This window comes from Kitasatospora sp. NPDC058115 (assembly GCF_042884635.1).
In the GTDB taxonomy this organism is placed as follows: Bacteria; Actinomycetota; Actinomycetes; order Streptomycetales; family Streptomycetaceae; genus Kitasatospora.
On record NZ_JBHVTL010000007.1, the window covers coordinates 192,855 to 204,866 of the forward strand.

At 74.6% G+C, this 12,012-nt stretch carries 12 protein-coding genes; 6 read left to right on the forward strand and 6 right to left on the reverse strand.

Going from position 1 to position 12,012, the window contains the following annotated elements; all coding sequences use genetic code 11:
• Nucleotide 1: 1 nt before the first annotated feature.
• Nucleotides 2-1,471: a trehalose-6-phosphate synthase gene (locus ACFVVL_RS10065; RefSeq protein ID WP_380290739.1), complete on the forward strand. Its 1,470-nt coding sequence runs from the start codon at nt 2-4 to the stop codon at nt 1,469-1,471.
• On the opposite strand, the gene otsB is transcribed toward ACFVVL_RS10065, so the two are convergent.
• The gene (otsB, locus tag ACFVVL_RS10070; protein ID WP_380290737.1) at nt 1,455-2,306 is read right to left on the reverse strand and encodes a trehalose-phosphatase; all 852 of its coding nucleotides are present in this window, start codon (nt 2,304-2,306) and stop codon (nt 1,455-1,457) included. The two genes, ACFVVL_RS10065 and otsB, sit on opposite strands and share 17 nt — an antisense overlap.
• A 30-nt stretch (nt 2,307-2,336) precedes the next feature.
• The gene (locus tag ACFVVL_RS10075; RefSeq protein ID WP_380290735.1) at nt 2,337-2,645 is read right to left on the reverse strand and encodes a DUF3263 domain-containing protein; all 309 of its coding nucleotides are present in this window, start codon (nt 2,643-2,645) and stop codon (nt 2,337-2,339) included.
• Nucleotides 2,646-2,748: 103 nt separating this feature from the next.
• Here ACFVVL_RS10075 and ACFVVL_RS10080 point away from each other — a divergent pair, with 103 nt between their 5' ends.
• Nucleotides 2,749-3,099, forward strand: coding sequence for a cupin domain-containing protein (locus tag ACFVVL_RS10080; RefSeq protein ID WP_380290733.1), 351 nt, complete (start codon nt 2,749-2,751; stop codon nt 3,097-3,099).
• Between the two features lie 34 nt (nt 3,100-3,133).
• Here the strand turns inward: ACFVVL_RS10080 and ACFVVL_RS10085 are convergent, their stop codons facing one another.
• Nucleotides 3,134-4,417: an extracellular solute-binding protein gene (locus ACFVVL_RS10085; RefSeq protein ID WP_387673057.1), complete on the reverse strand. Its 1,284-nt coding sequence runs from the start codon at nt 4,415-4,417 to the stop codon at nt 3,134-3,136.
• 346 nt (nt 4,418-4,763) lie between these two features.
• Between ACFVVL_RS10085 and ACFVVL_RS10090 the strand changes: the two genes are divergently transcribed.
• Complete coding sequence (locus ACFVVL_RS10090; RefSeq protein WP_380290729.1) at nt 4,764-5,711, forward strand: ROK family protein; 948 nt, start codon at nt 4,764-4,766, stop codon at nt 5,709-5,711.
• A complete protein-coding gene (gene nagA, locus ACFVVL_RS10095; RefSeq protein WP_387673060.1) occupies nt 5,708-6,880 on the forward strand; it encodes an N-acetylglucosamine-6-phosphate deacetylase in 1,173 nt (390 codons plus the stop codon). The genes ACFVVL_RS10090 and nagA overlap by 4 nt, the downstream gene beginning before the upstream one ends.
• 70 nt (nt 6,881-6,950) lie before the next feature.
• Here nagA and ACFVVL_RS10100 read toward each other — a convergent pair whose 3' ends face one another.
• Both ACFVVL_RS10100 and ACFVVL_RS10105 read right to left on the reverse strand, forming a co-directional pair.
• A complete protein-coding gene (locus ACFVVL_RS10100; RefSeq protein WP_380290725.1) occupies nt 6,951-7,934 on the reverse strand; it encodes a hypothetical protein in 984 nt (327 codons plus the stop codon).
• A gap of 183 nt (nt 7,935-8,117) precedes the next feature.
• Complete coding sequence (locus ACFVVL_RS10105) at nt 8,118-9,992, reverse strand: diguanylate cyclase domain-containing protein (protein WP_387673064.1); 1,875 nt, start codon at nt 9,990-9,992, stop codon at nt 8,118-8,120.
• A gap of 385 nt (nt 9,993-10,377) precedes the next feature.
• On the opposite strand from ACFVVL_RS10105, the gene ACFVVL_RS10110 reads away from it, so the two are divergent.
• Complete coding sequence (locus ACFVVL_RS10110; RefSeq protein WP_380290721.1) at nt 10,378-10,914, forward strand: flavin reductase family protein; 537 nt, start codon at nt 10,378-10,380, stop codon at nt 10,912-10,914.
• A 28-nt stretch (nt 10,915-10,942) separates the two neighbouring features.
• Here the strand turns inward: ACFVVL_RS10110 and arfB are convergent, their stop codons facing one another.
• Nucleotides 10,943-11,377, reverse strand: a complete 435-nt coding sequence (gene arfB, locus ACFVVL_RS10115; protein WP_380290719.1) for an alternative ribosome rescue aminoacyl-tRNA hydrolase ArfB — start codon at nt 11,375-11,377, stop codon at nt 10,943-10,945.
• A 69-nt stretch (nt 11,378-11,446) separates the two neighbouring features.
• Here arfB and ACFVVL_RS10120 point away from each other — a divergent pair, with 69 nt between their 5' ends.
• Nucleotides 11,447-11,944, forward strand: a complete 498-nt coding sequence (locus ACFVVL_RS10120; protein ID WP_380290717.1) for a hypothetical protein — start codon at nt 11,447-11,449, stop codon at nt 11,942-11,944.
• Nucleotides 11,945-12,012 lie beyond the last annotated feature (68 nt).

Sequence of the window (12,012 nt, forward strand, 5' to 3'; positions counted from 1 at the left end):
CATGGGCCCTGACACGACCGAGCGTTCGAATCCGACCGGCGCCGCCCCCGTCCTGGTGGCGTCCAACCGGGGGCCGGTGTCCTTCGGCACCGCGGACGACGGCACGCTGACCCTCCGCAGAGGCGGCGGAGGCCTGGTCTCCGGGCTCTCCGCCATCGACGACCCGGACGCCGTCTGGGTCTGTGCCGCGCTCTCCGACCCCGACCGCCGGGCCGCCCGGGAGGCCCCGGACGGCCGCCTCGACCGGGCCGGCCACGACGTCGGCGGACAGGCCGTGCGGATGCTCGACATAGACCCCCGGACCTTCGCCCGCGCCTACAACGGCGTCGCCAACTCCACCCTCTGGTTCGTCCACCACCTGCTCTGGAACACCCCGACCGCCCCCGCCTTCGACGCCGGCTTCCGCACCGAGTGGGAGGCCTACACCGACTACAACACCGCCTTCGCCGAGGCGCTCGCCGCCGAGGCGGCCCCCGGCGCCGCCGTCCTGGTGCAGGACTACCACCTCTCGCTCGTCCCGGCGCTGCTCCGCGCCGCCCGCCCCGACCTGCGGATCGGCCACTTCTCGCACACCCCCTGGGCACCGCCGGAGTACCTGCGGCTGCTGCCCGACGACGTCTCCGAGGCCGTCCTGACCGGCATCCTCGGCGCCGACCGGGCCGGCTTCCTCACCCGCCGCTGGGCGCTCGCCTTCGCCGACTGCTGCGAGCGGTTCCTCGGCGCGACGGTCGACCGCGAGGCGCTCACCGTCACGTACGCCGGCCGCACCACCGCGCTCGGCGTCCACGGCCTCGGCGCCGACGCCGACTTCCTGCGCGAGCGCGCCCACCGCCCCGACGTCGACGAGCGGCTCGCCGCCCTGCGCGCCACCGTCGGCGAGCGGCAGACCGTCGTCCGGGTCGACCGCACGGAGCTGAGCAAGAACATCGTCCGCGGCTTCCTGGCCTACCGGCACCTGCTGCGCACCCGCCCCGAGTGGCACGACCGGGTGGTGCACATCGCCTTCGCCTACCCGTCCCGCACCGACCTCGCCGAGTACCGGGCCTACACCGACCAGGTGCGGGCGCTCGCCGCCGAGATCGACGCGGAGTTCCGCACGCCGGACTGGACGCCGCTGGTCCTGCACGTCGACGACGACTTCCCGCGCTCGCTGGCCGCCTACCGGATGGCCGACGTCGCCCTGGTCAACCCGATCAGGGACGGCATGAACCTGGTCGCCAAGGAGGTCCCGGTGGTCTCCGACCGGGGCTGCGCGCTCGTGCTGTCCCGGGAGGCCGGCGCCCACGCCGAACTCGGCGAGGACGCGCTGAGCGTCAACCCGTACGACATCGTGGCCACCGCCGAGGCGCTGCACGCCGGGCTCACCATGGCGGCCGGCGAACGCGCCGACCGCACCAAGCGGCTGGCCGCCGCCGCGACCGCGCTGCCGCCCCAGCAGTGGTTCCTCGACCAGCTCAACGCCCTGCGCTGAGCTCCTCCCCCAGCGCGCCGAGCAGTTCCACCACGCCGGCCGGGCCCGGGACCACCAGGTCCGCCCGGTCGGCGAGCTCGCGCACCGGCGCGTCCGGCGCGTCGCCCACCGTGCCGCTGCACACCAGCAGCCCGGCCAGGCCCTCCCCGCGCAGCTTCTCCACCGCCGCGAAGGCCGGGACGTCCCCGAGGTCGTCGCCCGCGTAGAGCACCGAGCGGGCGCCGCGCTCCCGCAGCAGCCCGGTCAGCGCCGCGCCCTTGTCCACGCCCGGCGGCCGCAGCTCCAGCACCATCCGGCCCGGTTCCACCACCAGTCCGTGCTCACCGGCCAGCGCCTCCATCGGCCCGCGCAGCAGCTCGAAGGCGGCGGCCGGCTCGGCCGTGCGCCGGGTGTGCACGGCCACCGAGCGGCCCTTGTCCTCCACCGAGGTGCCGTCCGGCGCGCCGAGCGCCGCCAGCACCTGCGGCAGCCGCCCGCGCACCGCGTCGACGCCCGGGTGCGGCGGCGGCGCGGTCAGCTCACCGGCCTCCCAGCGCTCCGCGCCGTAGTGCCCGAGCACCACCACCCCGTCGAGCCCGGCGAGCCCGCCGTACTCCACGGCCAGCGCGGCCGGGCGGCCGGTGACCACCGCCACCGCGCCGACCCGCGGCGCCAGCACGCGCAGCGCGGGCACCACGCCCGGGTGCGCCCGGGCCCGGCTCGGGTCGGGGACGATCGGGGCGAGCGTCCCGTCGAAGTCGAGGGCGATCACGGCGTCGCGGGGCGCGGCGAGCACCGCCGCCAGCCCCGCGCGCCCGGCATCCGTCAGCGGTCGCGTCATGTCGGCAAGGCCCATGCCTGGCACCGTACCCGGCCCGGCCGGGGGTCACCCGCCGGACGCCGGACCGGGTCCGCCGGGCCGGTGGGCCTGGCGCGCCGCCCGGCGGGTGTCGCGGACCCGGCGCAGCCGGTTGACCAGGACCGGGGCGTGCGCCAGCGCCTCCGGCCGGTCCAGCAGTGCGTTCAGCAGCTGGTAGTACCGGGTGCTGGAGAGCCCCAGCTCCTCCCGGACGGCGCGCTCCTTGGCGCCGGCCGTCCGCCAGGAGCGGCCCTCCAGCTCCAGGACGGCCCGGTCCCGCTCGTCCAGGGCCCCGGGCGCAGCCGGTTCCGGTGCCGTCTCGTCGTCCGCGCCCATCGGGGCCCACCTCCGTCCATCGCTACGGAGTGTCATTCTCCCCCGCGGACCCGACACACTCTGCGGCCTGTGCCGCCCCGGCCCGGCGGCTAGCGTCACCCCCATGACCAGCATCCCGCCCGCCGCCTTCGCCCTGCACGTCCCGAGCGCCGAGCTCGTCCCCGACCCGCTCGACCCGGCGCAGATCGTCTCCGGCACCCCCGAGGTGTCCGGCCTGGTGCTCGCCGGGTCCGCCACCGGGGAGAGCGGCATCTGGCAGATCACGCCGGGGGTGGCCACCGACGTCGAGGCGGACGAGGTGTTCGTGGTGCTGAGCGGCCGGGCCACCGTCGTGGTCGACGGCGGCCCGGTGCTGGAGCTCGGCCCGGGCGACTGCGGGGTGCTGCGGGCGGGCGACCGCACCACCTGGACCGTCCACGAGACGCTCCGCAAGGTCTACACGGTCACCCACTGACGCTCGCGCCCGCCGGCGCCCGCCCGGCCCGGATTCACTTGCGGATCCGGGCCGCCTCCTTCACCGCCGCCTGCTGGAGGTCCTCCAGCACCGGCTTGGCGTCACCGGTGACCGCCGCTCCGATGCCGGCCTTGATGCGGTTGGAGACCTCCGCCCAGGCCGGGTCGCCGAACGGGTAGAAGCTGGCGTTGGCCAGGCCGGCCGCGAACTGCTTGAGGTCCTCGTGCTTCGGGTCCCGGGTCATCGCGTCGAAGGCGTCCTGGGTGACCGGCAGCAGGTTGTAGGTCTCGTCGAACCTGAGCTGGTTGTCCTTGGTGTAGACGAAGGACAGGAACCGGCGGATCTCGTTCTTGTGGCCGTTGGCCTTGAACGCCATCATCCAGTCGGCCACCCCGAGGCTGCCGGTCTTGGCCAGGCCGTCCTTCCGCGGGATCGGCGCCGTACCGAAGTCGATCTTGCCGTTGGTGGCCATCCGCAGCAGCGTCGGGTGCCCGTTGAGCATCGCCACCTTGCCGGCCGCGAAGTCGCTGAACACCGGGGTGCGGTTCACCTTGCCGGGCTCGGGGTAGGTCAGACCGGTGGCCACCAGATTGGTCTTCAGCCAATTGAAGGTGGCCTGGTTCTGGGTGCTGTCGATGGTGTAGTTGCCGACGTCGTCGGAGAGGCTGCCGCCGCCGCTCAGCGTCCAGAGCATCGACTCGGCCGGCGCCTCCTCGGGCCCGAGCGGCAGCCCGTACGGCAGGACGCCCGGGACCTTGGCCCTGATCTTCTCGGCGGCCTGCTTGAGCTCGTTCCAGGTGGCCGGCGGCTGGGTGATGCCGGCCTTCTGGAAGACCGACTTGTTGTAGAAGAGCACCCGGGAGGAGGAGACGAACGGGATGCCGTACTGCGTGCCGAGCACCTGCCCCGCGTGCGAGAACGACTCGATGATGTTGGCCTGGGTGTCCAGGGAGAGCACCTCCGAGGCCGGGTACAGCCGGTCGGCGGCGACCTGGTCGGCGAAGCCGCCGGTCTGCAGCAGGTCGGGGGACTTGCCGCTCTTCACCAGCTCGTCGACCCGTTTGCCGATGTCGGTCCAGCTCGCCACCTCGACGTCCACCTTGATGCCCGGGTTGGCGGCCTCGAAGCGGCGGGCGAGGTCGTCCCAGTACAGCTTGGAGCCGGTGTCCGCGCTCTCGCCGTAGTCGGCGGCGACCAGCCTGAGGGTGACCGGGCCGTCGTCCTGGCCGCCGCAGCCGGTGAGCACCAGTGCTCCGGCCAGGGCTCCGGCCAACGCGACGCCGAACAACCGGGTGGGGACCTGGGCGCGCCTGTCCAACGCGGGTACCGCCTTCGAGGGGGATCCTGGGGGTGGAACGGACCGGATGCAGGGGGATCCGGCCGGGGGAAGGCCGCAAGGGTGCCAAACCGGGCGCACGGTGGTCCACACCTCCGACCCCGGAACGCCGGGTAGTTATCGAAGTGCGGGATTTGTTGCGCAGCGCGCAACAGATCCGCGGATCCGACCCGCCAGAACCGTCCCGCCCCCGCCCGGGGGTCCGTCGAGGGGCTCGTGCAAAGTGCCGCACACCACACGCTTCTGCGACAAAGCTCACCCCTTTGGACCAGACCAATCCGACAACTGGACTAGACCTCTTAGACCCGGTCAAGGGAAACTGTCCTCCGTGAAGCACGTCATCGCACTCGATGTGGGGGGCACCGGCATGAAAGCCGCGCTGCTCGCCCAGGACGGCTCCGTGCTGTTCGAAGCACGCCGCCCGACCGGGCGGGAGCACGGCACGGACGCCGTGGTCACCGCCATCCTCGACTTCGCCGCCGACCTGGCGGACGAAGGCCGCAGCCGCTTCGGCGCCGCGCCCCTCGCGGCGGGTGTCGCCGTCCCGGGGACGATCGACGAGAAGCACGGCATCGCGGTCTTCTCCGCCAACATCGGCTGGCGCGACCTCCCGCTGCGCAAGCTGCTGGGCGAGCGCCTGGCCGGCCCGGACGGCGGCGCGATGCCGGTCGCCCTGGGCCACGACGTGCGTTCCGGCGGCCTCGCCGAGGGCCGGCTCGGCGGCGGCCGGGGTGTCGGGCGCTTCCTGTTCATCGCCCTCGGCACCGGCATCGCCGGCGCCATCGGCATCGACGGCCGGATCGAGGCGGGCGCCCACGGCTACGGCGGCGAGATCGGCCACGTGGTGGTCCGCCCCGGCGGACCGCAGTGCGGCTGCGGCGCCCGCGGCTGCCTGGAGACCCTCGCCTCCGCCTCCGCCGTCTCCCGCGCCTGGGCCGAGGCCGTGGGCGACCCCGACGCCGACGCGGCATCCTGCGCCGTCGCGGTGGACGCCGGGGACCCTCGCGCGATCGCGGTCTGGCAGAACGCCGTGGAGGCCCTGGCCGACGGCATCGTCCTCGCCCAGAGCCTGCTCGACCCGTCCCGGGTCATCGTCGGCGGCGGCCTCGCCGAGGCCGGGGACACCCTCTTCACCCCGCTGCGGGCGGCGGTCACCGAGCGGCTGACCTTCCAGATGCCCCCCGAGGTCGTTCCCGCCATGCTCAAAGACACCGCCGCGTCACTGGGCGCGGGCCTGCTCGCCTGGGATCTGCTCTCCATGGAGGTGACCGCGTGACCGCGGACCGACTCGCACTGACCGGCGCCCGGCTGGTCCTGCCCGGAGGCGTCGTCGAGGGTGACCGCCTCGCCGTCGAGGGCGACCGGATCGCCGGTCTGGGCGGCTCCGCCACGCCCGGCGACCTCGACCTCACCGGCTACACCGTGGTCCCCGGCTTCGTCGACCTGCACGTGCACGGCGGCGGCGGCGCGTCCTACTCCTCCGGCATCGCCGAGGAGGCCCTCCAGGTCGCCCGCACCCACCTGGAGCACGGCACCACCACCACGGTCGCCTCCACCGTGACCGGCGAGATCGACGACCTGGCCCGCCAGGCGGCCGTGCTCTCCGAGCTCGTCGAGGACGGCGTCCTCGCCGGCATCCACTTCGAGGGCCCGTTCATCTCGCACAACCGCTGCGGCGCCCACCGCCCGGACCTGCTGCGCGACCCCGACCCGGCGCTGGTGCGCAAGCTGGTCGACGCCGCCCGCGGGCAGGCCAGGATGGTCACCCTGGCGCCCGAGCTGCCCGGCGGCCTGGACTCCGTGCGGATGCTCGCCGACCTCGGCGTGATCGCCGCCGTCGGCCACACCGACTCGGACTACGCCAAGACGCTGGAGGCCATCGAGGCCGGCGCCACCGTCGCCACCCACCTGTTCAACGCCATGCCGGGCATCGCCCACCGCGCGCCCGGCCCGATCGTGGCGCTGCTGGAGGACGAGCGGGTCACCGTCGAGCTGATCAACGACGGCGTGCACCTGCACCCGTCCGTGCTCGACCTCGCCTACGGCACCGCCGGCGCCTCCCGGGTCGCCCTCATCACCGACGCCATGGGCGCGGCCGGCATGGGCGACGGCCTCTACCCGCTCGGCCCGCTCCAGGTCGAGGTCAAGGACGGCGTCGCCCGCCTGGTCGAGGGCGGCGCGATCGCCGGCTCGACGCTCACCCTGGACGTGGCGTTCAAGCGCTCGGTCACCATCAACGGCCTCAGCCTCAACCAGGCCGTCGAGTCGCTCTCCACCGTCCCGGCCCGGCTGCTCGGCCTCGCCGACCGGATCGGCAGCCTGGAGCCCGGCAAGTCCGCCGACCTCGCGGTCGTCGACTCCACGACCTACGACCTGGTCGCCGTGATGCGCCGCGGCGAGTGGATCACCGGCGGCGACCGCTTCGCCCCGCTCGCGGCCGGCTGACCGGCGCGGCCCGCGCACGACACGGCCGCCCGCTCCCCTCGGGGAACGGGCGGCCGTCGCGCTGCGGGGGCTACGCCGCTTCCAGCAGCACCTGGTCGATCAGGATCGTGCCGCTGCCCGGCGGCAGCGAGATCACGATGGTGTTCGTGCCGGCCTGCATCGGCGGGGTTATGTAGGTGTTGAACCAGGACGAGGCGGGCTCCTTGCCCGGCGAGTAGTTCTTGAAGTTCGCGCCGCCCGGCCAGTCCTTGCCGTTCACCGCCGTCGTCGCCCGCACGTCGGCGCCCGGGTTGTTGTAGTGCACGGTGAACTTGTACGTCCCGGCCGCCGCCAGGTCACCGGTCCAGGTGACCGTGCCGCCCGGGTTGAGCGTCAGGTAGCTGCCGTCGGCCGACTTGGTGCCCTTGACGGTGTTCGCCGACGGCGCGTTCTGCCCCTGCAGCTGACTGGCGTCCACCGGCCCCAGCCCGCCCGAGGCGGTCGCCGAGGGGGTGGCCGACGCGGCGGCGCTCGTCGGGTCGGCGCTCGCGGTGGCGCCGCCCGGGGCCGCCGGGGCGCTCGCCGTGGTGGTGCCGCCCTTGGCCTCCTTGTCCGGGTCCTTGTCCGGGTCCCCGGACAGGGCGATGCCTGCGCCGATCGCGATCGCCGCGACCACGGCGACCGCACCGATCACCGCGCCCTTGCCCCGGCCGCCGCTCGGCGGCCGCTCCTCGCCCGGCTGCGGGCGGGAGTGCTCGGCGTAGCGGGCCTGCTGGGTCGGGGCGGCGCCGAAGTCGCCCTGCGGCGGGTACGGCTGCGGCGGCGGGGCCTGCGGGTAGCCCGGCTGCGGCGGGTAGGGCTGCTGCGGTCGCGGCGGCTGGCCGTACTGGGCGCGGCCGACCTCCATCGGGCGGCTGTAGGACGTGCGCGGCACGCCCTGCTGCGGCTCGGCCTGCTGACCGGAGCCGCCGTCGGCCGGACGGTAGAGGTAGCCGAAGGGATCGTCGTCCTGCGGGGCGCCGTCCTCCGGGCCCTGGGGCGCTCCGCTGCTGCCGGCGGTGGTCACGGTGGTCAACTCCCCCATCGCGGTCGCGCCGCCGGGCTGCCGTGCCGCCGGCGCTGGTCGTGGTCGCTCGTACCCCGGAACCCTACCTGCCGCCCCGGACGCCCCGGAAAGACCCCTTGACAACCGGCGAGTAGCCCCCGCCCGGCCCCGCCTCCGCGAGGGCGGGTCCCCAGCCTCCGCGAGGGCGGGTCCCTAGCCCGCCCGCCGGTGCGAACGCTCGCCGCGGGCCCCGCGCACCGCGCCGCCGCGGGCCCGCTTCTCGTCGTACATCCGCTCGTCCGCGGTGTGCAGGACCTCCTCGATGCTCATCCCGCAGCCGGCCCAGCCGATGCCGAGGCTCACGCCGACCCGCATCCCCCGGCCGTCGATCCGCATCGGCGGGATGATCGCGTTGCGCAGCCGGTGGGCGAGGTCCTTCGCCTCGTCGCGGCCGATGCCGTCGGCGAGCACCACGAACTCGTCGCCGCCGAGCCGGGCCACCGTGTCGCCGTCGCGCACGGCCGCGCTGAGCCGGCGGGCCACCTCGACCAGGACGGCGTCACCGGCGTTGTGGCCGAACCGGTCGTTGATCGACTTGAAGCCGTCGAGGTCGCAGAAGAGCACCGCGAGCCCTTTCTCGACGGCGGCGGCCGCGCTGCCGGAGCGGAACGGGCCGGACCACGGCTCGCCGCCCGGGCCGTGGTCGGCCGGGACCACCGCGTGCACGTGCTCGCCGTACCCGTTCGCCCCGGCCGGCTGGCCGTCGGCGGCGGGCACCGGGTACCCGTCCGGCGGGCCCTGGCCGCGCCCCGGCTCCGGGCCGCCGAAGCCGTCGCCCGGGCGGTGGGGGTCGCCGAACAGGCTCTCCGGGTACCCCGCGAACCCGTCCTCCGGGCCCCCGGCGCCGTACCCGGTGCTCCCGTAGCCGGTGTCGCCGTACCCCGTGCCGCCGTAGCCGGTCCCGCCCGGCGCGCCCTGGTGCCCGGCGGCGGCGGGCGCCTGCGGCTGCCCGCAGAGCCGGCGCCCGAGCCGCGCCTTGAGCTCGGCGCCGTTCGGCAGCCCGGTGAGGGCGTCGTGGCTGGCCCGGTGGGCGAGCTGGAGCTCGTGCCGCTTGCGGTCCTCGATGTCCTCGACGTGGGTGAGCAGGAAGCTCGGCCCCTCGGCGGCGTCCGCCACGATCGAGTTCCGCAGGCACACCCACTGGTATCCGCCGTCCCGGCGGGAGAGTCGCAGTTCCGCCCGGCCGCTCTCGGCGCTGGTGCGCTCCAGCAGTGCCCGGTCGTCCGGGTGGACCAGGTCGGCGAAGCTCTGCTGGCGCAGCACCGCCCGGGGGCGGCCGAGCAGTCGACAGAGCGCGTCGTTGACCCGGGTCAGCTGGCCCCGGCCGGCGCCGTGCAGTTCGGTGATGGCCATCCCGCTGGGGGCGTACTCGAAGGCCTGGCGGAAGCTCTCCTCGCTGGCCCGCAGGGCCTGCTGCTCCTTCTCCAGGCGGGCCAGCGCCCGTTGCATCTCGGCGCGCAGCCGGGCGTTGCCGATCGCGATGGAGGCCTGCAGGGAGAACATCTCCAGGGCCTCGCGGGTCCAGGCGCCGGGCCGCTTGCCGCTGCGCGGGCGGTCCACCGAGAGGACGCCGAGCAGGTCGCCGCCGGCGCTGTACATCGGGGCGAGCAGACCGTCGGCGGGGTGCCAGTCGTTGGCGTAGACGGGCATCGGGCCGTCCCCGATCCAGCGCGGGATGTCGCTGGCCACCGCCCAGCCGCGGTCGTAGGGGAGGAAGCGCAGGGTGCCCCAGTGGTCGCTGACGCCGAGCAGCCGGTCCCAGGACTCGCGGGAGCCGACCTGGCCGAGCAGGACGGAGGGGCCGCCCATGGCGCTCTCCTCCAGCTCCCAGACGGCCGCCACCACGAGGTCGCCGTCCGGCCGCACCAGGCTGACCGCGGCGGCGTCGAAACCGAGTCCGTGCACCGCGCCCTCGACCACGGCCTGCAGCGTGCCCGCCAGGCTGCGGGCAGCGTTGAGGTCCGCCACGACCCGGTGCAAGGTGCGGAGGGTCGCGAGACGGACGTACGGCTCCGACTCGGCTTCCATGCGGGGGCTCCCCGGCTGCTTCGGATAGGTCTTGATTGGTTATCGTCCGATTGCCAGAAGAACTGAATCACAGGGAGCACAGCGTTCGGCACGCTCGGTCAGCAATAGGTCAGCACTTGTGACTTAAATCACACAACACTAATGCGCCCTTAATCAGTTCATCCGTCCCATACCGGGACATCACCGCCCATCGGAACATTTCCCGTGGTCGGTCGCATTGGCCGCGCGCTGTAGCGCCTGACCGCCGGCAGGCCCTCCCCTTCACTCCTGCGGGTGAGAGCGGGCGCGGACCGTAACCTTTCCGCCGCCCCGGGGGGCCGAGCGGTGCTGCGCCGCTGGTCCTACGACCAGGGCCCGATGTCGCCGCCCCCGGTCGCGGGCTACCGTGCGGTACGTGTACCCGTCCCCGCAGCCCGAAGCTGCCACCCAAGCGACCCCCGACGAGTTCCGGGCGGCGCTCTCCCAGCTCGCCGCCGGTGTGAGCCTGGTGACCGTCCACGACCCGGACGACGGGGAGGACGTCGGCATGACCGCCACGTCCTTCCTCTCCGTGTCGCTGGAACCGCCGCTGGTCCTGATCTCCGTCCGGGAGGACTCCCGGATGGACGAGGTGCTCGGCCGGGCCGACACCTGGGCGGTCTCCCTGCTGTCGGAGGGCCAGAAGGCACTCGGCTCGCGGTTCGCCATGAAGGGCCGGCTCAGCGACCGGCTGCTGTTCGCCGACGCCCCGCACCACCGCGGCCCGCACAGCGGCGCCCCGCTGATCGACGGCGCGCTCGCCACCGTGGAGTGCCGCACCGAACAGCGGATGGCCGCGGGTGACCACACCCTGCTGCTCGGCCGCGTGCTGGAGGCCACCGTGCCCGACCCGGGCGGCCGTCCGCTGCTGTACTTCCGCGGCGGCTACCGCACCCTGGGCTGAACCGGCGCCCCGGGCGTCAGGACGCGCCCTACTGCTCCCCGCGCGGAGCGCGCCGCCCCTGCTTCAGCTCGGAACGGTGCCGCTTGTTGCTGAGCCGCCGCTCGACCATGCCCCGGCTCGGCCGGGTCGCCCGGCGCGCCTTCGGCGGCGGCGCGGTCGCCTCGCCGAGCAGCGACGCCAGCCGGGCCGCGGCGACCTCCCGGTTGCGCCACTGCGAGCGGTGCTCGGAGGCCCGGACCACCAGCACCCGCCCGTCCACCAGCCGGCCCGCCAGCCGCTCCAGGGCGCGCTGCTTCCACACCTCGGGCAGCGCGGCGGAGGCCGCCAGGTCGTAGCGCAGCTCGACCTGGGTGTCGGAGGTGTTGACGTGCTGGCCGCCGGGGCCGGAGGAACGCGAGAAGCGCCAGACGAGCTCGGCGTCCGGGACGACCACCGACCCCCGTACGCGGATGGGCTCGGGCATGCGCCCATCATCCCGCGCCGGGCCGCGCCGGTCACCCGGTTATCCGGCCAGGACCGGTCTGCCGCGACAATGTCCGGTGTGATCGAGCTCGGCTACTCCCTCTCCAACCGTTTCCCCGACCCCCCGCAGACCGACTACCGGACCGCGGGCGCGCGGGAGCTGCGGTACGACCTGTTCTGCGGCGACGTCTACCTCGACGCCGAGGGCGCCGGACTGTCCACGGCCTGGGGCTGGGTCCCGGTGCTGGACTTCGCCTGGGCGCTCTGCGACATCGTCGAGGAACTCGACCGCGACCCGGCCGGCGCCCGCGCGGCCCGGGTGCAGAGCGCCGACCTCGACTTCACCCAGAACACCGAGCTGCTGCGGTTCGCCCGCCGCTTCAACTGGGTCGAGATCACCGCCACCTGGCTCCCCGACGAGCCGCCCGCCGTGGTGCGCCACGGCGACCTGCGCCGGGAGGCCCGCGACTTCCTCCAGGACACGCTCGCCGACCTCTTCGACATGCACCCGGACCTCGCGGACAATCCGGTGGTCTGGGAACTCCAGGGCCGGTTCCGGCGGGTCTGACGGGGGAACACCCCAGCCGTGCCGGCGGCGGAAAAGGACCGGCCGCGCGGAACCATCCCCGGAGGTTC

Bases quoted from the DNA above. Each gene is read 5' to 3' on its own strand.
- ACFVVL_RS10065 (WP_380290739.1), top strand. From the start codon at position 2: ATGGGCCCTGACACGACCGAGCGTTCGAATCCGACCGGCGCCGCCCCC.
- otsB (WP_380290737.1), bottom strand. From the start codon at position 2,306: ATGGGCCTTGCCGACATGACGCGACCGCTGACGGATGCCGGGCGCGCG.
- ACFVVL_RS10075 (WP_380290735.1), bottom strand. From the start codon at position 2,645: ATGGGCGCGGACGACGAGACGGCACCGGAACCGGCTGCGCCCGGGGCC.
- ACFVVL_RS10080 (WP_380290733.1), top strand. From the start codon at position 2,749: ATGACCAGCATCCCGCCCGCCGCCTTCGCCCTGCACGTCCCGAGCGCC.
- ACFVVL_RS10105 (WP_387673064.1), bottom strand. From the start codon at position 9,992: ATGGAAGCCGAGTCGGAGCCGTACGTCCGTCTCGCGACCCTCCGCACC.
- arfB (WP_380290719.1), bottom strand. From the start codon at position 11,377: ATGCCCGAGCCCATCCGCGTACGGGGGTCGGTGGTCGTCCCGGACGCC.
- ACFVVL_RS10120 (WP_380290717.1), top strand. From the start codon at position 11,447: ATGTCCGGTGTGATCGAGCTCGGCTACTCCCTCTCCAACCGTTTCCCC.